The sequence below is a fragment of the Burkholderia stagnalis genome (genome assembly GCF_902830275.1).
Classification (GTDB): Bacteria; Pseudomonadota; Gammaproteobacteria; order Burkholderiales; family Burkholderiaceae; genus Burkholderia; species Burkholderia stagnalis.
The window spans coordinates 354881-376372 of the sequence record NZ_CADESW010000002.1; the positions used below are offsets into that span (position 1 = coordinate 354881).

Annotated in this window: 23 protein-coding genes; 9 read left to right on the forward strand and 14 right to left on the reverse strand. The window is 66.5% G+C overall.

The window, feature by feature from the left end; genetic code table 11:
• Positions 1 to 108: 108 nt before the first annotated feature.
• Complete coding sequence (locus HWY45_RS05595) at positions 109 to 609, reverse strand: DinB family protein (protein WP_059884001.1); 501 nt, start codon at positions 607 to 609, stop codon at positions 109 to 111.
• A 64-nt stretch (positions 610 to 673) separates the two neighbouring features.
• Entirely contained in the window at positions 674 to 1048 is a 375-nt protein-coding gene (gene copC, locus HWY45_RS05600) for a copper homeostasis periplasmic binding protein CopC (RefSeq protein WP_059884002.1), read from the reverse strand.
• A 124-nt stretch (positions 1049 to 1172) separates the two neighbouring features.
• On the opposite strand from copC, the gene HWY45_RS05605 reads away from it, so the two are divergent.
• Both HWY45_RS05605 and HWY45_RS05610 read left to right on the forward strand, forming a co-directional pair.
• Complete coding sequence (locus HWY45_RS05605) at positions 1173 to 1883, forward strand: pseudouridine synthase (protein WP_059884003.1); 711 nt, start codon at positions 1173 to 1175, stop codon at positions 1881 to 1883.
• A gap of 97 nt (positions 1884 to 1980) precedes the next feature.
• A complete protein-coding gene (locus tag HWY45_RS05610) occupies positions 1981 to 2169 on the forward strand; it encodes a hypothetical protein (protein WP_059810706.1) in 189 nt (62 codons plus the stop codon).
• Here the strand turns inward: HWY45_RS05610 and HWY45_RS05615 are convergent.
• On the reverse strand, positions 2152 to 3192 hold the full coding sequence (locus HWY45_RS05615) for an NAD-dependent epimerase/dehydratase family protein (protein WP_059884004.1): 1041 nt from the start codon (positions 3190 to 3192) through the stop codon (positions 2152 to 2154). The genes HWY45_RS05610 and HWY45_RS05615 overlap by 18 nt on opposite strands.
• A gap of 107 nt (positions 3193 to 3299) precedes the next feature.
• Between HWY45_RS05615 and HWY45_RS05620 the strand changes: the two genes are divergently transcribed.
• The 3 genes from HWY45_RS05620 (at position 3300) to HWY45_RS05630 (ending at position 6268) form a co-directional block, all read left to right on the forward strand.
• A complete protein-coding gene (locus tag HWY45_RS05620) occupies positions 3300 to 4331 on the forward strand; it encodes a CDP-6-deoxy-delta-3,4-glucoseen reductase (RefSeq protein WP_059810704.1) in 1032 nt (343 codons plus the stop codon).
• 286 nt (positions 4332 to 4617) lie between these two features.
• Positions 4618 to 5802 carry an acetylornithine transaminase gene (locus HWY45_RS05625; protein ID WP_059559316.1) on the forward strand — a complete coding sequence of 395 codons (1185 nt, stop codon included), beginning with the start codon at positions 4618 to 4620 and terminating at the stop codon, positions 5800 to 5802.
• A gap of 13 nt (positions 5803 to 5815) precedes the next feature.
• Positions 5816 to 6268, forward strand: a complete 453-nt coding sequence (locus HWY45_RS05630; protein WP_059559318.1) for a GNAT family acetyltransferase — start codon at positions 5816 to 5818, stop codon at positions 6266 to 6268.
• A 72-nt stretch (positions 6269 to 6340) separates the two neighbouring features.
• Here the strand turns inward: HWY45_RS05630 and HWY45_RS05635 are convergent, their stop codons facing one another.
• From HWY45_RS05635 to HWY45_RS05665, 7 genes are all read right to left on the reverse strand, one after another.
• Positions 6341 to 7057, reverse strand: coding sequence for an ABC transporter ATP-binding protein (locus HWY45_RS05635; protein ID WP_059559322.1), 717 nt, complete (start codon positions 7055 to 7057; stop codon positions 6341 to 6343).
• Positions 7057 to 7833 (reverse strand): ABC transporter ATP-binding protein, encoded by a 777-nt coding sequence (locus HWY45_RS05640; RefSeq protein ID WP_059559325.1) that lies wholly within the window; start codon positions 7831 to 7833, stop codon positions 7057 to 7059. The genes HWY45_RS05635 and HWY45_RS05640 overlap by 1 nt, the downstream gene beginning before the upstream one ends.
• A 24-nt stretch (positions 7834 to 7857) precedes the next feature.
• Positions 7858 to 9024 (reverse strand): ABC transporter permease subunit, encoded by a 1167-nt coding sequence (locus HWY45_RS05645; RefSeq protein WP_059559328.1) that lies wholly within the window; start codon positions 9022 to 9024, stop codon positions 7858 to 7860.
• 18 nt (positions 9025 to 9042) lie between these two features.
• On the reverse strand, positions 9043 to 9993 hold the full coding sequence (locus HWY45_RS05650) for a branched-chain amino acid ABC transporter permease (protein ID WP_059884005.1): 951 nt from the start codon (positions 9991 to 9993) through the stop codon (positions 9043 to 9045).
• Between the two features lie 211 nt (positions 9994 to 10204).
• Entirely contained in the window at positions 10205 to 11398 is a 1194-nt protein-coding gene (locus HWY45_RS05655; protein ID WP_059884006.1) for a branched-chain amino acid ABC transporter substrate-binding protein, read from the reverse strand.
• Between the two features lie 269 nt (positions 11399 to 11667).
• Positions 11668 to 12648: a 4-hydroxy-3-methylbut-2-enyl diphosphate reductase gene (ispH, locus tag HWY45_RS05660; protein WP_059559337.1), complete on the reverse strand. Its 981-nt coding sequence runs from the start codon at positions 12646 to 12648 to the stop codon at positions 11668 to 11670.
• Positions 12649 to 12650: 2 nt separating this feature from the next.
• Entirely contained in the window at positions 12651 to 13106 is a 456-nt protein-coding gene (locus HWY45_RS05665) for an FKBP-type peptidyl-prolyl cis-trans isomerase (RefSeq protein WP_059559341.1), read from the reverse strand.
• 135 nt (positions 13107 to 13241) lie between these two features.
• Here HWY45_RS05665 and radC point away from each other — a divergent pair, with 135 nt between their 5' ends.
• The 4 genes from radC (at position 13242) to nadB (ending at position 16436) form a co-directional block, all read left to right on the forward strand.
• On the forward strand, positions 13242 to 14003 hold the full coding sequence (gene radC / locus HWY45_RS05670; protein WP_059810701.1) for a RadC family protein: 762 nt from the start codon (positions 13242 to 13244) through the stop codon (positions 14001 to 14003).
• 262 nt (positions 14004 to 14265) lie between these two features.
• Positions 14266 to 14499 (forward strand): 50S ribosomal protein L28, encoded by a 234-nt coding sequence (rpmB, locus tag HWY45_RS05675; RefSeq protein ID WP_004186391.1) that lies wholly within the window; start codon positions 14266 to 14268, stop codon positions 14497 to 14499.
• A 17-nt stretch (positions 14500 to 14516) separates the two neighbouring features.
• Positions 14517 to 14684, forward strand: coding sequence for a 50S ribosomal protein L33 (rpmG, locus tag HWY45_RS05680; RefSeq protein WP_006478046.1), 168 nt, complete (start codon positions 14517 to 14519; stop codon positions 14682 to 14684).
• Between the two features lie 165 nt (positions 14685 to 14849).
• Positions 14850 to 16436 carry an L-aspartate oxidase gene (gene nadB / locus HWY45_RS05685; RefSeq protein WP_059884007.1) on the forward strand — a complete coding sequence of 529 codons (1587 nt, stop codon included), beginning with the start codon at positions 14850 to 14852 and terminating at the stop codon, positions 16434 to 16436.
• Between the two features lie 78 nt (positions 16437 to 16514).
• Here the strand turns inward: nadB and nadC are convergent, their stop codons facing one another.
• The 4 genes from nadC to HWY45_RS05705 form a co-directional block, all read right to left on the reverse strand.
• Positions 16515 to 17402, reverse strand: coding sequence for a carboxylating nicotinate-nucleotide diphosphorylase (gene nadC / locus HWY45_RS05690; protein ID WP_059884008.1), 888 nt, complete (start codon positions 17400 to 17402; stop codon positions 16515 to 16517).
• Positions 17399 to 18535, reverse strand: a complete 1137-nt coding sequence (gene nadA, locus HWY45_RS05695) for a quinolinate synthase NadA (RefSeq protein ID WP_059884028.1) — start codon at positions 18533 to 18535, stop codon at positions 17399 to 17401. Before nadA ends, nadC begins: the two co-directional genes overlap by 4 nt.
• Before the next feature lie 209 nt (positions 18536 to 18744).
• Positions 18745 to 19941 carry a DesA family fatty acid desaturase gene (locus HWY45_RS05700; RefSeq protein ID WP_059559356.1) on the reverse strand — a complete coding sequence of 399 codons (1197 nt, stop codon included), beginning with the start codon at positions 19939 to 19941 and terminating at the stop codon, positions 18745 to 18747.
• Between the two features lie 192 nt (positions 19942 to 20133).
• Entirely contained in the window at positions 20134 to 21486 is a 1353-nt protein-coding gene (locus tag HWY45_RS05705) for a mechanosensitive ion channel family protein (RefSeq protein ID WP_059884009.1), read from the reverse strand.
• Positions 21487 to 21492: the final 6 nt, after the last annotated feature.

A 21492-nucleotide genomic window follows, 5' to 3' on the forward strand; every position in this document is an offset into this window, starting at 1 on the left:
TGACTCCTTTCTCGTTGAACGAAGTCCTGAGTGTAGGCACGGATGGGGCGCCGGTCAGCCGGCCGCGGCTGGATGGATTGTCCAGGAAATCGATCCAATCCGGCGCCGTCAGCGCGCGTGCCGTGCGGCGTCGATTTTGCCGAGCAGCCACTGCATCCCCGCCAGATGCTGCTGGTCGTGGCTGCTCAGGTAATGGACGAGCCCGCGCACCGTCAGCGCGCCATAGCCGTCGAATTCGCCGGTGCGCGCCCACTGGTCCGGCGTGAGCACCGACACGCGCTCGAGCGTGCGGCGCCGCGCGTCGCGAAACGCGGCGAGCACGTCCGGCGCGTGCGCGTCGTCGTAGCGCCGTTCGAGCGCGAGCGCATCGCTGTCGACCGACACGAGCCGCGGGCGATCCTCATCGAGCATCCGGCGCAAGCGCACGTGATATCCGTCGATCTCGATGTCCCGCACATGACAGAGCTGCCCGAGCGGAGAAAAACGCTCGCTCGGAATGCCCTCCCAGTCGCCGGGCGTCCAGCGTGCGTAACCGTCGGGCACCGCCGCGAAGTGGGCTTCGAGCAGACGCGGAAAATCGGCAAGGGCGTCGAGGGTCACCGGGTTCATGCGAGGGTCTCCGGGTCGGTCGCGGGGAAGATGGCCGCGGGCCGCAGCCCGCCTGCCGCGGCGATTACTTCACGCTGAAGCGGTAGCTGCCCTGCGTGCGGTGCCCGTCCGCCGCGACGGCCACCCACTTGACGGAATAGGCGCCCGCTCCGAGCGCCGGCAGCGGCACCGTCATCCGCTTGCGGTTCGCGGCGTCGACGCTCGCCTTGCCGTCCGACACCGTCTTGCCCGCACCGTCGACGACGACGATCGAGCTGAAGGCCGGCTCGAGCGGCTCGGTGAAATCGAGCGTGACGGCGGCCGGCGCGGCGCTCAGCGCGGCGTTGGCGGCGGGATCGGTGTTCGCCGGCCGCGCATGCGCGAACGCGGCCGTCGACACGGTCGCGGCGAGTACGACGGCGGCCGCGCGGCGGCCGAGGGAGAGCAGATCGAAGGTCATGTCCTGTCCGTAAGAGATGAGCGGATGCCGCGGGCAGGCGCGCCGCCCGCGGCGTTCCGGCAGCTTACCAGCGCGCGCGCCGGCATGCCGGCGACGGGCCGGCGCTTGATAGAATGCGCGCGCTATGGATCTCGAAAGCATTCTCTTCACCCAGGGCTTCGGCTCGCGCCGCCAGTGCCGCGGCCTGATCGAGGCCGGCCGGGTCGGCGCCGCCGGCGCGCCCTGCACGGACCCCGACGCCGCGTTCGACACCGACGGCCTCGTCTTCACGGTCGACGGCGCGGCATGGCCGTTCCATGCACGCGCGTATCTCGCGCTGAACAAGCCGGCCGGCTACGAGTGCTCGCGCGATCCGCAGCATCACGCGAGCGTGTTCAGCCTGTTGCCGCCGCCGCTCGTCGCGCGCGGCGTGCAGTGCGTCGGCCGCCTCGACCAGGACACCACCGGCCTGCTGCTGCTGTCCGACGACGGCCAGTTCGTGCATGCTTACACGTCGCCGAAGCGCAAGGTGCCGAAGACCTACGTCGCGACCGTGCGCCATCCGCTCGACGACGCGCAGCTGAACGCGCTGCGCGCGGGCGTGCAGCTGCACGGCGAGCCGAAGCCGATCGCGGCGGTCGCCGCCGAGGCCCGCGACACGCACGCGCTCGCACTCACCGTGCTCGAAGGCAAATATCATCAGGTCAAACGAATGGTCGCCGCCGCGAGCAACCGCGTCGAAGCGCTGCACCGCGAGCGCATCGGCGGCTTCACGCTGCCCGCGACGCTCACGCCGGGCGCATGGCAATGGCTGAGCGAAACCGAGCTGGCCGCGTTGCGCGGCATCGCACCGTAAAAACCCTGTAAGGGAAAATCAGCACGACCGTTCGATGGTCTCCCCTCGCTATACTCGAATTACAAGCTGTTACGAACAGCGATGCAGGGGAGACATCATGCAAATCACTCAACCGTTCGAATTGTCGTACGTGATACTTGCCTTTGCCGCGGTCGGCGCGATCGGGATCGGCGGGCTGCTGGCGGCCATGCACCGCAAGCACAAATACCATCCGAACCTGATCGGTGCGCTGATCGGCGCGCTGCTGTGCTTCCTGCTGATCGAGGCGTTACCCGCGCTGACCTGACCCGCCGCCGGGCGCGAGCGTTTGAAGGAAATCGTCTACGGTCGGATAGCGCAAGGTCACGCACAATTCGCGCTTGAGCCGGGCATTGGACAGCCGCCGCGACTCGCGCATGAACGACAGCAGCGTCGGCTCGAGCAGGCGCTCGGCGTCGGCGCGGCTCACGCGCGGCGGCGGCGCCAGGCCGAACGCGTGCGCGACCCGGTCGAAATACTCCCCCATCCGCAGTTCGCTATCGTCTGACGCGTGCACCGCGCGCGACGGCTTGCCGCGCGCGGCCGCGCGCAGCAGGATCGCCGCGAGGTCGTCGGCGTGGATGTGGTTCGTGTAGACGTCGTCTTCCGGCACGAGCGCCGGCGTGCCGCGCTCGAGGCGCGCGAGCGGCAGCCGGTTGGCCGCGTAGATGCCGGGGATCCGCACGATGCGCGCCGACAGCACGCCGCGCGCGGTCGCGGCGCGCAGTTGCCGCTCCGCCGACACCCGGCGAAACGCGCGCGGATTGGCCGGGCGCAGCGGGTGCGTCTCGTCGATGCGCGCGCCGCCGCAGTCGCCGTAAACGCCGGTCGTGCTCGCATAGACGAGCGTGGGCGCGCGAAGCCCCTCGGGTACAATACGCGCTGCCCGGAAACGCGAGCCGGCCGGCCGTGCCGCGGCACGCTCGCGCCGCAGTCTGCCGTAGGCGGGCGCCGGCTGAGCCGACGCTCGCCGCGTGGTCGCGGCCAGTGCCGCGACGAGCGCACGCGTGCGGCGGTCTTCGGCGCCGTCGGCTTGCGGCGGGGCGAGATGCAGGACCGCGCGCGGCGCCAGGCCCGCAAGGCGCCGCAGCGTGGACGGGTGGTCGAGGTCGCCGACGATCGGCGTCGCGCCGGCTGCGCGCAATGCTTCGCGCCGTGCCGGATGGCTCGTCAGCGCGACGATCCGCAGGTCGGCGCGGCGTGCGCGCCATTGCGCGACGCAGCGCAGGCCGACGTCGCCACAGCCGACGATCAGCACGCGCGGCCGGCGCAGGATTCGTGTCGCGATCATGATGTTTGCGAAATATCAGTATCCACCGTTGCGCGACGCGCAACGGCTTGCATTGTAGCTGCCGTGCGCAACCTGCACGGTCCCCACATTTTGTTCTAGTTGGTTCTATGGCATTCAACGTCACTCTCAAGCAAAGCGGCCGGCAATTCCAGGTCGAGTCGGACGAAACCGTGCTGGCGGCAGCACTGCGCCAGAACATCCATCTGCCGTACGGCTGCAAGAACGGCGCCTGCGGCTCGTGCAAGGGTCACATCGCATCGGGCCAGATCGAGCAGGGGCCGCATGCCGCGTCGGCGCTGTCGAACGACGAGCGCACCCGCGGCCTCGCGCTGCTGTGCTGCGCGAAGGCGCAGTGCGATCTCGAGATCGACGTGCGCGAGATCGCCGGCGTCGACGGCGTGCAGGTCAAGAAGCTGCCGTGCCGGGTCGCCGCGCTCGAGCGCAAGGCCGACGACGTGGTCGTGCTGAAGCTGCAGCTGCCGGCGAACGAGCGCCTGCAATATCTCGCGGGCCAGTACATCGAATTCATCCTGAAGGACGGCTCGCGCCGCAGCTACTCGATGGCGAGCGCGCCGCACGAGGAAGGCCCGATCGAGCTGCACATCCGCCACATGCCCGGCGGCAAGTTCACCGACCACGTGTTCGGCGCGATGAAGGAGCGCGACATCCTGCGCTTCGAAGGCCCGCTCGGCACGTTCTTCCTGCGCGAGGATTCGGACAAGCCGATCGTGCTGCTCGCGTCGGGCACCGGCTTCGCGCCGATCAAGGCGATCATCGAGCACGTGAAGCACTCCGGCATCACGCGCCCGATGACGCTCTACTGGGGCGCGCGCCGCAGGAAGGACATCTACCTCGAGGCGCTCGCCGCCGAGTGGGCGAACGAGATCCCGAACTTCAAGTTCGTGCCGGTGCTGTCCGAGCCGGACGATGCCGACGCGTGGGACGGCCGCACCGGCTTCGTCCATCGCGCGGTGATCGAGGATCTGCCCGACCTGTCCGCATACCAGGTCTATGCATGCGGCGCGCCGGTGATGGTCGAATCCGCGCAGCGCGACTTCACGCAGCATCACGGCCTGCCCGCGGACGAGTTCTACGCCGACTCGTTCACGAGCGCCGCCGATCTCGCGCACCCGGTCTGAGCCCGGACGGCCCGCCCGCGCCCCGCGCACCGCCGCGACACATTTGTTGCATCGCGGCGGTTTACAGTGGGACGCGGGATGCCGTATGCTTGCGCACATGAACCGCTTCCTGTCCGCTCTCCGACGTCGCCGCTCGCCGCTCCGCCCGGATGCCGCCGGCTCGTCACGGACTCGCGCGTAACCCTCACCCCGTTACGCACAAGCTGTTCGAACCACCCAGCCACGGCATCACCCGTGGCTTTTTTCTTGCCTGTTTCCCTTTCAACCTCCGCTGGAGTCTGCTGCCATGCCGCTGAACGATTTTCCGATCGACTCGCTGATGTACATCACGAACCGCCCCGACATCGTGTTCACGCACGGCAAGGGGTCGTGGCTCTACGATCACACCGGCAAGCGCTATCTGGATTTCATCCAGGGCTGGGCGGTCAACAGCCTCGGGCACTGCAACGACGGCGTGGTCGAAGCGCTGAAGACGCAGGCCGAGAAGCTGCTGAACCCTTCGCCGGCGTTCTACAACGAACCGATGGCGAAGCTCGCGGGCCTGCTCACGCAGCACAGCGTGTTCGACAAGGTGTTCTTCACGAACAGCGGCGCCGAGGCGAACGAAGGCGCGATCAAGCTCGCGCGCAAGTGGGGCCGCAAGTTCCGCAACGGCGCGTACGAGATCATCACGTTCGACCACAGCTTCCACGGCCGCACGCTCGCGACGATGTCGGCAAGCGGCAAGCCGGGCTGGGACACGATCTACGCGCCGCAGGTACCGGGCTTCCCGAAGGCCGAGCTGAACAACATCGAGTCGGTCGAGAAGCTGATCGGCGAGAAGACCGTCGCGGTGATGCTCGAGCCGATCCAGGGCGAAGGCGGCGTGATTCCGGCCACGCGCGAATTCATGCGCGCGCTGCGCGCGCTGACGAAGCAGCACGACCTGCTGCTGATCGTCGACGAAGTGCAGAGCGGCTGCGGCCGCGCGGGCACGCTGTTCGCGTACGAGCTGGCCGACATCGCGCCGGACATCATGACGCTCGGCAAGGGCATCGGCAGCGGCGTGCCGCTCGCGGCGCTGCTGTCGACGGCGGATGTCGCGGTGTTCGAGGCCGGCGACCAGGGCGGCACCTACAACGGCAACCCGCTGATGACGGCGGCCGGCTATTCGGTGATTTCGCAGCTCGTCGCGCCGGGCTTCCTGGAAGGCGTGCGCGCGCGCGGCGAATACCTGAAGCGCAAGCTGCTCGAGCTGTCGGAAGAGCGCGGCTTCGAAGGCGAGCGCGGCGAGGGCCTGCTGCGCGCGCTGCTGCTCGGCAAGGACATCGGCCCGCAGATCGTCGAGAAGGCGCGCGACATGCAGCCGGACGGCCTGCTGCTGAACGCGGCGCGCCCGAACCTGCTGCGCTTCATGCCCGCGCTGAACGTCACGACCGACGAAATCGACCAGATGATGGCGATGCTGCGGTCGATTCTCGACACGCTCTGACGCGATCCGCGCGATGGATGCCGCCGCCGATGACGTCGCGATCCGTCCTTTCGATCGCGCCGATACCGATGACGTGCTCGCGCTGTGGCGCGACGCGTTTCCCGAGTATGGCGATACGAGCGCGCCGCACCGCGATCCACTGCGCTCGATCGAACAGAAGTGCGCGACGCAGCCTGAACTCTTCTTCGTTGCGACGCTGCACGGGCGCGTGGTCGGCACGGTGATGGCCGGCTACGACGGCCATCGCGGCTGGCTGTACTCGCTCGGCGTCGGCCGCGGCGTGCGGCGGGCCGGCGTGGGCCGCGCGCTCGTCGCGCACGCGGAAGCGGCGCTCGGCGCGCTCGGCTGCCTGAAGGTGAACCTGCAGGTACTCGCCGACAACGCGCAGGCATGCCGCTTCTACGAGACGATCGGCTATCGCGTCGAGGAACTCGTGTCGTTCGGCAAGCGGCTCTACGCCGCCTGATCGCGCACGCGCCATGAAAAAAGCCGCATGCCCTCGCGGACATGCGGCTTTTTCACATCCCGACCAATCGGCTTACTCGCCCAGATACGCGGCCCGCACCTTCGGATCGTCGAGCATCTGCTTCGCATCGCCTTCCATCGTGACCGTGCCCGAGTCCATCACGTAGCCGCGATCGGCCGCCTGCAGCGCGAGCCGTGCGTTCTGCTCGACCAGCAGCACCGTGATGCCCTCCTTCGAGATCGTCCGCACGACTTCGAAGATCTTCTCGACCATGATCGGCGACAGGCCCATCGACGGCTCGTCCAGCAGCAGCAGCTTCGGCTTGGAGAGGATCGCCCGCGCCATCGCCAGCATCTGCTGCTCGCCGCCCGACAGCGTGCCCGCAAGCTGCGTCGCACGCTCCTTCAGGCGCGGGAAGAAGCCGAACATCCGCTCGACGTCCTTCTTGATCTGCTCCTTGTCGTTGCGCAGGTACGCGCCCATCTGCATGTTCTCGACGATCGACATCCGCGCGAAGATCCCGCGGCCTTCCGGCACCATCGCGAGGCCGCGCTTCAGCAACTCGTGCGACGGCACGCCCTTGATCGATTTGCCGTCGTACTCGATGTCGCCCGCCGAATACGGCTTCAAGCCCGTGATCGCCTTCATCGTCGTGGTCTTGCCCGCGCCGTTCGCGCCGATCAGCGTCACCAGCTCGCCCTGGCGGACTTCCATGTCAACGCCCTTCACGGCCTGGATCCCGCCGTAGTTGACCTGCAAGCCCTTGATTTTCAACATTGCCGCTGCCATCAGTGCACCCCTGCGCCGAGATATGCCTCAATCACCTTCGGATTCTTCTGCACGTCCTGCGGCAGACCCTCGGCGATCACCTTGCCGTAATCGAGCACCGTCATCCGGTTGCACAATCCCATCACGAGCTTCACGTCATGCTCGATCAGCAGGATCGTGCGGCCGTCCGCGCGGATCTTGTCGAGCAGGCGCGTCAGTTCCACTTTCTCCGTCGCGTTCATCCCCGCCGCCGGCTCGTCCAGCGCGAGCAGCTTCGGATCGGTCGCCAGTGCGCGCGCGATCTCCAGGCGGCGCTGGTGGCCGTACGACAGGTTGCGCGACGTGTAGTCCGCGTACTGCAGCACGCCGACGTATTCGAGCAGCTCGATCGCGCGCTCCTTGATCTCGCGTTCTTCCTGGCGTTCCGCCGGCGTCTGGAACACCGCGCCCAGCAGGCCGTGCTTGGTCCGCACGTGGCGGCCCACCATCACGTTCTCCAGCGCGGTCATCCCGCCGAACAGGCGGATGTTCTGGAACGTGCGCGCGATGCCCGTCTTCGCCACCTGGTGCACCGCGGTCGGCTTGTATTCCGTGCCGTCCAGCTTGAACTCGCCGGAATCCGGCGTGTAGAGGCCCGTGATCACGTTGAAGAACGTCGTCTTGCCGGCGCCGTTCGGGCCGATCAGGCCGTAGATCTCGCCTTCCTTGATCTCGAGGCCGACGTCGGACAACGCCTGCAGGCCGCCGAAGCGTTTGTTCACGCCTTTGACGGACAGTCGGATTTGTTTGTCGCTCATGTTCTCTTGCTCCTCGTCCGTCCGTTACGCGCGCGCCGACTTGGCGCTGCGCTTCGCCAGTTTCGCGATCTTGTCCTCATGCTTCGGCGCCGGCCACAGGCCTTCCGAGCGGTACAGCATGATGATCACCATCGCGAGGCCGTACAGCGCCTGGCGGATCACTTCCGTATCGACGATGTCATGACCGAAGATCGCATGCTGCAGCGGGCTCATCGTCGAACGCAGGAATTCCGGGAAGATCGCGAGCAGCACCGCGCCGAGGATCACGCCCGGGATGTGGCCCATGCCGCCCAGCACCACGCAGGCCAGCACCACGATCGATTCCCAGAACGTGAACGATTCCGGCGACACGAAGCCCTGGAACGAACCGAACATCGCGCCCGACAGGCCGCCGAACGACGCGCCCATCGCGAACGCGAGCAGCTTCACGTTGCGGGTGTTGATGCCCATCGCCTTGGCGGCGATCTCGTCCTCGCGGATTGCCGCCCATGCGCGGCCGATGCGCGAGTGCTGCAGGCGCGTACACGTCCAGATCACCAGCAGCGCGCACAGCACGAACAGGTAGTAGTACATGTACACCGACGGCAGCTGGATGCCGAACAGCGAGTGCGTCTGCGACAGGTTGAAGCCCGCGACCTGCACCGGGTCGATCCCCGTGATCCCCTTTGGGCCGTTGGTGATGTTCACCGGACGGTCGAGGTTGTTCATGAAGATCCGCACGATTTCACCGAAGCCGAGCGTGACGATCGCGAGGTAGTCGCCGCGCAGGCGCAGCGTCGGCGCGCCGAGCAGGATCCCGAAGATCGCGGCGATCGCCATCGCGATCGGCACGATGATCAGGAACGGGATGTGCAGGCCGCCGGGCGCGAGCTGCGCGATCCACTCGAACTGCGTCGCCAGGTGCGGCGAGCTCAGCAGTGCCGCGGTATAGGCGCCCACCGCATAGAACGCGATGTAGCCGAGGTCGAGCAGGCCGGCGAAGCCGACCACCACGTTCAGGCCCAGCGCGAGCATCACGTAGAGCATCGCGAAGTCGAGCACGCGGACCCAGTAGTTGCCGCCCGCAGCGCCGATGATGATCGGCGCGGCAATCACGAACGCCGCGGTGAGAATGCCGATGGTGACGGTCTTCGCGGTGTTGCGTTCTTCGACGAGCGTCGTCGAGGTTTCAATCGGTTGAATGGATGTCATGTTCTTGCTCCCCTTCCGTTACGCGCGATCCGCGACCCGTTCGCCCAGCAGGCCCGACGGACGGAACACCAGCACGATGATCAGCACGATGAATGCGAACACGTCCTGGTAGTTGCTGCCGAACACGCCACCCGTCAGATTGCCGATGTAGCCTGCGCCGAGCTGCTCGATCAGGCCGAGCACGATGCCGCCGACCATGGCGCCCGCGAGGTTGCCGATCCCGCCCAGCACCGCGGCCGTGAATGCCTTCATGCCCGGGATGAAGCCCATGTAGAAGTGCACGTTGCCGTATTCCGACGCGATCATCACGCCGGCCAGCGCGGCGAGCGCCGAGCCGATCATGAAGGTCGCCGAGATCACGAAGTTCGGGTTCACGCCCATCAGGCTCGCGGTGTTCGGGCTTTCCGCGATCGCGCGCATCGCGCGGCCGAGCTTGGTCTTGTGCACGAGCAGCAGCAGGCCGCCCATCACGAAGAACGCGACGGCGATGATCACGATTTCGGTCAGCGAGATCACGGCGCCCGGCGTCGTGTCGGTGGCCTTGATCACGTTGATCGGGTCGGTCGGCAGAAGCTGCGGGAACGGCAGCGGGTTGCGCGACCAGATGATCATCGCGGCGGTCTGCAGCAGGATCGATACGCCGATCGCAGTGATCAGCGGCGCGAGGCGCGGCGCGCGGCGCAGCGGCCGGTACGCGACCCGTTCGATCGTGTAGCCGACGATCGCGCAGACGATCGCGGCGATACCCAGGCCAATCGTCAGCGTCGCGACGTTGCCCAGCGCGGGGAAGTGGTTCTGCAGCACGGTGATCGCCGACAGCGCGACCATCGCGCCGATCATCAGCACGTCGCCGTGCGCGAAGTTGATGATGCCGAGAATGCCGTACACCATCGTGTAGCCCAACGCGATGATGGCGTAGACACTGCCGAGCACCAGCCCGTTGAGGATCTGCTGGACGAAGATATCCATTTAAAGCTCCTTGGCCCGTGCTGCCGGATGAAGCTGCGCCTCGCGGGTAAGCGGGGAATCACGTCATCTCGACGACACTGCGGGTACTAAAAAAGACCGGTAAGGGTTGATCGTCCCGGCGTGCGCCGCCCGGCCTGTACGGCCGGACCTGCCGCCGGAGCGGATACAGAAACGGCACCGCACTGTTCCGGTGCCGTCACGAGTCCCGTCGCTACATCTTCACGACATCGAGGACGGTTTTCCTGGCCTCCTTGAAGTCGTAGAGCGTAATCGCCCCCTCTTTCAGATCGCCGTTCGGCGCGAATGCGATGTGACCGATTACCCCGCGGTAATCGGTCGACGGCATCGCAGCCAGCACCTTGGACGCGTCGATCGAGTTGGCGCGCTTCATTGCGTCGACGATCACGTAGACGGCGTCGTACGTGAACGGCGCGTAAATCTGCACCGGCGTGTGGAAGCGGTCTTCGTACTTCTTCACGAAATCCGCCCCGTTCTCCATCCGCGACAGGGCGAGCCCCGCCTCCGAACAGATCAGGTTCCGCACCGCGTTGCCCGCGAGCTCGACCACCTTGTCGGTGCACACACCGTCGCCGCCAAGGATTTTTGCTCCGATACCGAGCGCCATCGCCTGCTTCGCAAACGGGCCGCCGGTTGCGTCCATGCCGCCGTACATGATGACGTCGGGATGGTCGCGCTTGATCTTCGTCAGGATCGCCTTGAAATCCGTCGCACGGTCGCTGGTCGCTACGCGCGCGACGATCTGTCCGCCCGCCGCCGTGACGGTCTTCGCGAATTCATTGGCAAGGCCCTTGCCGTATACGGTCGCGTCGTCGACGACCGCGAAGCGCTTCGCGTGGAGCGCATGCAGCGCGTAGTTGGCGAGCGCAGGGCCTTGCTGCGCATCCGTCGCCACCACGCGATAGGTGGTCTTGAACCCCTGCTTCGTATAGTCGGGGTTGGTCGAGGACGGCGAAATCTGCACGATGCCTGCGTCGCTGTAGATTTTCGACGCCGGGATCGACACCCCCGAATTGAGGTGCCCCACCACGGCCACGACCCGATCGCCGACCAACTTCCGCGCGACTTGCGTGCCGACCTTCGGATCCGCCGCGTCGTCCTCGGCGACCAGTTCCAGCCGCACCGGATGCGCGTCGATCGTCAGGCCATGCGCGTTGATTTCCTCGACTGCCAAACGTGCCCCGTTCTCATTGTCCTTGCCCAGATGGGCGATGCTGCCCGTCAATGGGGCCGCATGGCCGATCTTGACGACGCGCACGTCGCTGGCCGGCGGTGCCGCGGACGCCGCAGCCTCCTTGCCCGCCCCGTCGTCGCTCTTTTTGCTGCAGGCGGCAAGCATTGCAACCGCTGCGGCGACGGACACGGCGTAAGCCAACTTCACATGCATTAAATAGGTCTCCCGCGCCTTGCCAAAACCAGGTTCCACGACCGTTCGGGCATGAAAACGGGCGCATTGTAACTCCATTTATAGGACGCCAATATTCCTGATTTGATGGGGTTTTCCTGCATTGCAACCAATTTTGAGACAGGGCTTTGGCGACGCGGAGCAACCCGGTTGCGCCCGACGCGGAAATGCCGGTTGCGATTGCTTTCGCGAAGGACAAAAAAAAGCGCGCCCAACGGGCGCGCTTCGGTAACGCAATGATTTTGAAAGGATCAGGCGGCGGGCGGCAGGTTCAGGCCGCGCGGCAGCGGGAACGACACGTTCTCCTCGATGCCTTCGAGCGCGCGCACGTTGCGTACGCCGAGTTCGCGCAGGCGCGCGATGACCGCTTGTGCGAGCACCTCGGGCGCGGACGCGCCGGCCGTCACGCCGATGCGATGCTTGCCGGCCACCCACGCGGGATCGATCTGCTCGGGCGCGTCGACCATGTACGCGGCGACGCCGCGCTTCTCGGCCACTTCGCGCAGCCGGCTCGAATTGGAGCTGTTCGGGCTGCCGACGACGATCACGACGTCGCACTGCGGCGCCATGAACTTCACCGCATCCTGGCGGTTCTGCGTCGCATAGCAGATGTCCTGCTTCTTCGGTTCGCGGATCTTCGGGTACTTCGCCTTCAGCGCGGCGATGATCTCGGCCGCATCGTCGACGGACAGCGTCGTCTGCGTGACGAGCGCGATGCGCTCCGGATCGGCCAGCTCGAGCTTCTGCACGTCCTCGACGCTCTCGACGAGATGCATGCCGCGCTCGACCTGCCCCATCGTGCCTTCGACTTCCGGGTGCCCCTTGTGCCCGATCATGACGATGTCGACGCCGTCCTGGCGCATTTTCGCCACTTCGACGTGCACCTTCGTGACGAGCGGACACGTCGCGTCGTAGATGCGCAGCCCGCGCACGCCGGCCTCGTCGCGCACCGCCTTCGACACGCCGTGCGCGCTGAAGATCACGGTGTTGCCGGACGGCACTTCCTCGAGCTCCTCGACGAAGATCGCGCCTTTCTTCTTCAAGTCCTCGACCACGTACTTGTTGTGGACGATCTCGTGGCGCACGTAGATCGGCGCGCCATGCATCGCGATCGCCCGCTCCACGATCTCGATCGCGCGATCGACGCCCGCGCAGAAGCCGCGCGGCTGGGCCAGCAGGATTTCGGCGTCGGCGGCGACGGTCTGCCCGGACAGCGTATCGGTGGTGCTCATGATTACAGAATCCCGATGATTTTCACTTCGAACGTGAGCGCCTGGCCCGCGAGCGGATGGTTGAAGTCGAACAGCGCCGAGGTTTCGCCGACTTCCTTCAGCACCCCTGCATATCGACCGCCGTCCGGCGCGTTGAATTCGATCAGGTCGCCCGGCGTGAAGTCGTCGCCGACCATCCCGTTCTCGCGCAGCGTCTTGAGCGTCACGCGCTGCAGCATCTCCGGGTTTCGGGGACCGAACGCCTGCTCGGGCGCTAGCTGATAAGTCGAATGGTCGCCCACCCGCAGCCCGACGAGAATCTGTTCCAGCGAGGGCGCCAGTTGCCCTGCGCCGAGCAGCAGCGTCGCGGGCTTGTCGGAAAAGGTGTTGACGATATCGGCGCCGTCGGCCAGTGCCAGCCGGTAGTGCAGCGTGACGTGCGAACCGGGCTTCACTTCGGAAAGATCGATGAGGCTCATGAATGACTCGTTCAATGGCGCCTGACACGGCCGCGAGGCCCGGCGCAAAACCGATATTGTAAGTCACCTGCGCGCGCAAGGCTGAAACTGCGACGACGGCGCGCAGGCCGGCGCGCCGACAACGGAGAACCGACGATGCAGCAACCCCTTCCGCCCGCACCCGAATGCCGCGCCGCCGGCGGCGACGCACCGCGCGCGGTCCGGCCGCGCAAGCGCCGCCCCCGGCGCGCGCAGTGCGCCAACCTGCCGCGCGAGCGGCTGCTCGATCGCGGGCCCGGCGCGCTGACCGACGACGAACTGATCGCGCTGCTGCTCTGCACCGGCGTGCCCGGCCTCAACGTGTTCGACAACGCGCAGGCGCTGCTCGACCAGTTCGGCGGCTCGCTGCGCGGGCTGCTCGACGCGACGCCGGCCGATTTCCGCGGCCGCCGCGGCATCGGCGACGCGCGCATCGCGCTGCTCTCCGCGGTGGCCGAGATCGGGCGGCGCGCGCTCGCGGAAAAGGCCCGCGAACGGCTGGTGATCGAATCGCCCGGCGCGGTCGAGGATTTCCTGCGCATCAAGATCGGCACGCGCCCGCACGAAGTGTTCGTCACGCTGTACCTCGACGCGCGCAATGGCGTGGTGGATATCGAGGAAAGCGCGCGCGGCTCGCTGACGCGGATGGCCGTCTACCCGCGCGAGATCGTGCGCCGCGCGCTGCTGCTGAACGCCGCCGCACTGGTCGTCGCGCACAACCACCCGTCCGGCGCGGTGCGGCCGAGCGCGGAAGACCGGCGGCTGACCCGCGTGCTGCACGACGCGCTCGCGCTCGTCGACGTGCGGCTGCTGGATCACGTCGTCGTCGGCGTGAGCGATACGTTCTCGTTCGCGCGCGCAGGGTGGCTGTCGATGTAGAATGTCGGGCTGCGGGCCGGCCGGTGCCGGTTCCCGCGGACGGCGCACCGTCGTCACAACGACGGGATGAAATTGCGTTTGATTTTTCTGAACTTTTTCTGCTAGAATCGCCGTCTGTCTTTTTTCCAACCAGTTCTAGCCATCGAAGGGCCTTGTCTGCAAGGGCTTGGGCGTTCGGAGTGCAGCTATGGATCACGTGGCTGCTCGATGAGAACCTTCACCGGCGATCGAACCCCGAATTTAGCGTATTAGGAGTGCTCTCATGGCACGCGTATGCCAAGTAACTGGGAAAGCGCCGATGAGCGGCAACAACGTTTCCCACGCCAACAACAAGACGAAGCGTCGCTTCCTGCCGAACCTGCAAAACCGCCGGTTCTGGGTGGAAAGCGAAAACCGCTGGGTGCGCCTGCGCGTCTCGAACGCCGGCCTGCGCCTGATCGACAAGAACGGCATCGATTCCGTGCTCGCTGACCTGCGCGCACGCGGCGAAGCCTAAGCCCAAGGAGCACAATCATGGCAAAAGGCGCACGCGACAAGATCAAGCTTGAGTCGACCGCTGGCACGGGTCACTTCTACACGACCACGAAGAACAAGCGCAACATGCCGGAAAAGATGGCGATCAAGAAGTTCGATCCCGTCGTCCGCAAGCATGTGGAATACAAAGAAACCAAGATCAAGTAATCTCCTGGTTTCTGCCAGCCTGACGATGACCGAAAAGCCCCGCAATCGCGGGGCTTTTTGTTTTGCGCGCACGCTGGAGCCCGACGCGGTATGCTCTCCCCTTTCCGCACGCGGCTGCGCTGCCGGAAGTGACAAGATCAAAAGTGCAATGATGGAGATGCAGCAATGAATTTCGACGTGGCGATCGTCGGCAGCGGCCTGGCAGGCCTGTCGGTCGCGCTCAATCTGGCCAGCATGCGACGTGTCGCGCTGATCGCGAAACGGTCGTTGATGGAGGGCGCGAGCGATAACGCGCAAGGCGGCATCGCCGCCGTGCTCGATTCCGCGGACAGCATCGAGAACCATGTCGACGACACGCTGGTTGCCGGCGGCGGCCTGTGCGACGAAGGCGCGACGCGCTACATCGTCGAGCACGGCCGCGAAGCGATCGAGTGGCTGATTTCGCAGGGCGTGCCGTTCACGAAGGACGATGCGGCCGAGCTCGGCTTCCACCTGACCCGCGAAGGCGGCCACAGCCACCGCCGCATCATCCACGCGGCCGACGCCACCGGCCATGCGGTGCTCGCGACGCTGTCCGAGCGTGCGCGGCAGCATCCGAACATCACGTTCTTCGAAAACCATCACGCGATCGACCTGATCACGTCGGAGCGGCTCGGCCTGCCCGGCCGCCGCTGCCACGGCCTGTATGCGCTCGACGTCGACAACGATCGCACGATCACGATCGAGGCGCCGCACACGGTGCTCGCCACCGGCGGCGCGGGCAAGGTCTACCTGTACACGACCAACCCCGACACCGCGACCGGCGACGGCATCGCGATGGCCTGGCGCGCGGGCTGCCGGGTCGCGAACATGGAGTTCATCCAGTTCCACCCGACCTGCCTGTTCCACCCGTATGCGAAGTCGTTCCTGATCTCCGAGGCCGTGCGCGGCGAAGGCGGCCTGCTGAAGCTGCCGGACGGCACCCGCTTCATGCCGGCGCACGACCCGCGCGCGGAGCTGGCGCCGCGCGACATCGTCGCGCGCGCGATCGACTTCGAGATCAAGAAGCGCGGGATCGACTGCGTGTATCTCGACATCAGCCACCAGCCCGAAGCGTTCCTGCGCGAGCATTTCCCGACTATCCACGCGCGCTGCCTCGAATTCGGCATCGACATCGCGAAGCAGCCGATTCCGGTCGTGCCGGCCGCGCACTACACCTGCGGCGGCGTCGTCACCGACCTCGCGGGCCGTACCGACCTCGCGGGCCTGTACGCAGTCGGCGAAACGTCCTGCACGGGGCTGCACGGCGCGAACCGGCTCGCCAGCAATTCGCTGCTCGAATGTCTGGTGATCGGCCGCGCGGCGGCCGACGCGATCGAAACGGCCGGCTTCGCAGCGGAAGCGACCGGCCCGCTGCCCGCATGGGACGAGAGCCGCGTGTCCGACGCGGACGAGGAAGTGGTCGTCGCGCACAACTGGGACGAGCTGCGGCGCCTGATGTGGAATTACGTCGGCATCGTGCGCACCGACAAGCGCCTCGAGCGCGCGAAGCACCGGTTGTCGCTGCTGCGCGACGAGATCCACGAGTATTACGCGAACTTCCGCGTGAGCCGCGACCTGCTCGAACTGCGCAATCTCGTCGATGTCGCGACGCTGATCGTCAAGAGCGCGCAATCGCGCCGCGAAAGCCGCGGGCTGCATTACAGCCGCGACTGGCCGCACACACTGCCGAAGGCACTGCCGAGCGTGCTGACGCCGAAAGCGCGCCGCTGACGCCTGCCCTGCCTCCCAAAACAAAAGCCGTTGGCGCTTGCGCGCCAACGGCTTTTTCGTCTGCGGCGTGCGCCGCGCTCAGTCGACGATGCGCATCGAGTAATCGGTCGCGCGCACGTCCTTCGTCAGCGCGCCGATCGAGATGCGGTCGACGCCCGTTTCGGCAATCGCGCGCACCGTGTCGAAATTGACGCCGCCCGACACTTCGAGCACCGCCTTGCCGGCCGCCACGCGCACCGCGTCACGCATCATGTCGAGCGTGAAGTTGTCGAGCAGCACCGACTGCGCACCATGCGCGAGCGCCGTGTCGAGCTGCGCAAGGGTCTCGACCTCGACCTGCACCGGCACGCCCGCGTTCAGCGCGAAGGCCGCATCGAGCGCCTCGCCGACGCCGCCCGCCGCCGCGATGTGGTTTTCCTTGATCAGGATTCCGTCGTACAGCGCGAGCCGCTGATTCGCGCCGCCGCCGACCCGCACCGCGTACTTCTGCGCGAGCCGCAGGCCTGGCAGCGTCTTGCGCGTATCGAGAATCTTCGCGCGGGTGCCTTCGATGCGCTCGACATAGCGCCGCGTGGCCGTCGCGACGCCCGACAGCAATTGCAGGAAATTGAGCCCGTTGCGCTCCGCGGTCAGCAGCGCGCGCGCCGGGCCTTCGAGTTCGCAGACGGTCGAATCGGCCGTCATGCGGTCGCCTTCGCGGTAGTGCCAGTGCACGTCGATCGCCGGATCGATCCGGCGCATCACCGCGTCGAACCACGGCACGCCGGCGAGCACGGCCTCTTCGCGCACGATGATGCGTGCACGGCGGCGCTCGCCGGCCGGTACCAGCCGCCCGGTCTGGTCGCCAGTGCCGACATCTTCGGCCAGCGCGTCGGCGACGTTGCGCGCGAGCGCGTCATCGAACGCGGCGCCGTATTGCGCGCGAATCGTTTCGTAAAGCGGAGAGACTGCGACTGCGTCGGTCATGCTGCCCCCACGTTCGCGAACAGTTGCTGGTCGCGCTGCAGGTCGCCGCTCGCCTGCACACGCTTCTTGTGGGCCGCGGCGAAATCGAGCATGCGGTCGATCGGAAGGCGCGCGCGCGCGCCGATGGCCGGGTCGACGAAGATCTCGTTGTGGCCGCGCTCGAGCACGTCGGCGAGATTCGCGAGGCCGTTCATCGCCATCCACGGGCAATGCGCGCAGCTCTTGCAGGTCGCGCTGTTGCCGGCGGTCGGCGCCGCGATGAAGGTCTTGCCGGGCGCGGCGAGCTGCATCTTGTGCAGGATGCCGAGATCGGTCGCGACGATGAAGCGCGTCGCATCGAGCTTCACCGCGGCATCGATCAGCTGCGTCGTCGAACCGACGACGTCGGCCTGCGCGACGACGCTTTCCGGCGACTCCGGATGAACGAGCACCTTCGCATCCGGATACTCGGCGCGCAGCAGGTCCAGCTCGATGCCCTTGAATTCGTCGTGCACGAGGCACGAACCCTGCCACAGCAGCATGTCCGCGCCGGTTTTCTTCTGGATATAGCTGCCGAGATGGCGATCCGGCGCCCAGATGATCTTCTCGCCGCGCGCATGCAGGTCGGCGACGATCTCGAGCCCGATCGACGACGTGACCATCCAGTCCGCGCGCGCCTTCACGGCGGCGCTGGTGTTCGCGTAGACGACGACGGTGCGATCCGGGTGCGCATCGCAGAACGCGGAGAATTCATCGACCGGGCAGCCGAGGTCGAGCGAGCAGGTCGCATCGAGATCGGGCATCAGGATCCGCTTGCCGGGGCTCAGGATCTTCGCGGTTTCGCCCATGAAGCGCACGCCGGCGACGACGAGCGTCTGTGCATCGTGGTCGCGGCCGAACCGGGCCATCTCGAGCGAATCGGCGACACATCCGCCGGTTTCGTCGGCGAGTTCCTGCAATTCGGCGTCCACGTAATAGTGCGCGACCAGCACGGCCTTCTCGCGCGCGAGCAGCGCCTTGATCCGCGCCTTCAGTGCGGCGCGCTCCTCGGTAGAGGGCGTCTCGGGCACTTTCGCCCATGCCTGCCCGATGCCGCAGGCCGTGCCTGCCGCGACCGGTCGGTCGTACTCGACGGGCTTGATCGTCGATTGCATCTCCATCTCTCCTATGTCGATCGGAGTATGCGCTTCAGCGCCTACTTCGATCCCATGCAACGCTCGACCAGAGTCGAGCGTGTGCGCGCGTGCTCCGGTTCCGTGCAAAGTCCAGCCTTGCCGATCGCCGCCACCAAACGGCCGGCCCAAAAGAAAAAACCCCGCCAGCGCGGGGTTTGTGACGTCCTGAGATTCTAATCGATTTCGAATCAGGCGTAGCGGCGCAGGCGCGTCGCAAATTCCTGCAACGCCTTGATCCCGCTTTGTTCTGCGCGGTGGCACCAATCCTGCAATTGGGCCAGCAGCTGTTCGCGCGATGCGGTCGAGCGATCCCAGATCGCAGCCAGTTCCTGGCGCAGCTGGAAGTACGTCTGCAGCTTCTGGCTGTTCGCGAAGATTTCCGGCAGCAGCTTCTTCTTCTGCTCGTCGAGGCCGTCCTCGTCCTTGTGGAACCACTTGCGCGCGCCGCGCATCAGTTGGTACTTGTCGCTCGAACCGAGCTCCTTGAGGCGCGCGAGCTCCTGGCGATACGCACGCTTGACGGCCTTGCCGTAGCGCGCCATCACTTCGTAGCGGTTCGACAGCACGGCCTGCAGCGTTTCCTGGTCGAGCACCGTCTTCGGCTTGTTCAGGCGCGGCGTGGGCGCGACCTTCTTCACCTTCGCGAGACCGAACGCCGACATGATGCGGATGTACATCCAGCCGATGTCGAATTCGTACCATTTGTTCGACAGCTTCGCCGACGTCGCGAACGTGTGGTGGTTGTTGTGCAGCTCCTCGCCGCCGATCACGATGCCCCACGGGAACAGGTTCGTGCTCGCATCGGCCGAGTTGAAGTTGCGATAGCCCCAGAAGTGGCCGAAACCGTTGACGACGCCGGCCGCCCAGAACGGGATCCAGACCATCTGCACGGCCCACACGGTCAGGCCGACCACGCCGAACAGCGCGATGTCGATCACCATCATCAGGCTGACGCCGAGGATCGGGTATTTCGAATAGATGTTGCGTTCGATCCAGTCGTTCGGCGTGCCGTGCCCGAACTTGCGCATCGTTTCCTCGTTCTTCGCTTCCGCGCGGTACAGCTCGGCGCCCTCGAGGAACACCTTCCAGATGCCACGCGTCTGCGGGCTGTGCGGATCTTCCTCGGTCTCGCACTTCGCATGGTGCTTGCGGTGGATCGCGGCCCACTGGCCGGTCAGCATGCCGGTCGTCATCCACAGCCAGAGCCGGAAGAAATGGCTGGCGATGGGGTGCAGCTCCAGCGCGCGGTGCGCCTGGCAGCGGTGCAGGTAGACCGTCACGCCGATGATCGTGACGTGCGTGACGGCGAGCGCGAACAGCACGATCTGCCACCACGAAAAGCGCAGGAGCCCGTGGGAAAGAAAGTCGAGCAGGGAATTCAGCAAGGCAGTTACCTGTGGTGTAAGCGACGTCGGCCACGCACCGGCGTCAGAAAGATGAAAGCATACCGCGGAATAGACCGGGATTTTACTTCAACCGTTCCAAGTCTTTGTAAAAAATGACTATTTCTTGCCTTGAAGCAACGCCGGCAGTCCACCGGCGGACTGCGCCGGCCGGACGATCCGGATCTGGCCGGTCTACATGACCGCGCGCTCGGGCGGGCTGCCGATGTCGGCTTCGCGCCCGACTGCAAAACCGTCCGGCAGGCCGACGACGCGCACTTCCCGCTGCGGGAACGGAATCGACACGCCGTGCTCGGAAAACAGCCGCCAGATGTTGCGGTTCACCGCCGAGCGCACGCCCGACGTGCCTGTCGCGGAATCCTCGATCCAGAAGCCGAGCTCGAGGTCGATGCCGTCCGCGCCGAAGCTCACGAGGTACGGCGTCGGCGCCGGCTCCGCAAGCACGCGGGGCACGCCCTTCGCGGCATCGGCGAGCAGCGCGAGCGCGTGCTCGACGTCGCTCGTGTACGCGACCTGCACCGCGACCTTCGCATAGCCGCGCGTCAGGTACGACGACTGGTTCTGCACGACGTCGGTGATCAGCTTCTCGTTCGGGATCAGCGTTTCGTTGCCGTCGAGACCGCGCACGACCGTGTAGCGCGTGCGGATCTGCGTGACGACGCCCTGCAGCCCGCCGACGTTGATCGCGTCGCCGAGCCGAAGCGAGCGGTCGAGCAGGATGATGAAGCCCGACACGTAGTTGCTCGCGATCTTCTGCAGCCCGAAGCCGAGCCCGACGCCCACCGCGCCGCCGAACACGCCGAGCACGGTCACGTCGATGCCGACCAGCGACAGGCCGATCAGCACCGCGGCGAACACCAGCAGCGCGCGGCCGACCCGCGACAGCACGACCTTCAGGTTCGCGTCGAGCGTGGTCGCGCGCTTCAGGCGCTCCTCGAGCACCGAGCCGAGCCACATCGCGACCATCAGCGTCACGCAGACCCACAGCGCGCCGGAGATCACGGACAGCAGCGTCAGGTGCGCGTTCGCGACGCGGAACTGCACGCTGTCGAGCCACGCGAGCACGTCGCGCTGGATGCCGAGCACGGTCAGCACCATCGCGGCCCACACGACCACCGACACGAGCCTCTCGACGACCGACAGCCACGCATGCGTGTGGCCGTCGCGCGCAAACACGCGCCGCGCAAAAAAGAACAGCACGTAGATGAGCCCGATGCCGAGCAGCGGCACGAGCGCGAGCGACAGCAGCGACGTCGACATGAACGGCTCGAACGCGAGCTGCGCGCCCCATACGAACACGCCGCCGAACAGCGGGAACAGCGCGCGCTTCAGGCTCTGCGCGCCGGCGCCGGGCGTGCGCCCGGCCGCACGGCGGCGGGCGTCGATGCGGTCGTGCACGAAGCGCGCGGCGAGCCACGCGAAACACAGCGCGCCGACCAGCACCGCCGCCTGCCAGATCATCACCGGCTGGTTGAAGTCCTGGATCACCGACGCGAGGCGGCGCGACAGCAGGCGGTTCTGCATCATCCGTCG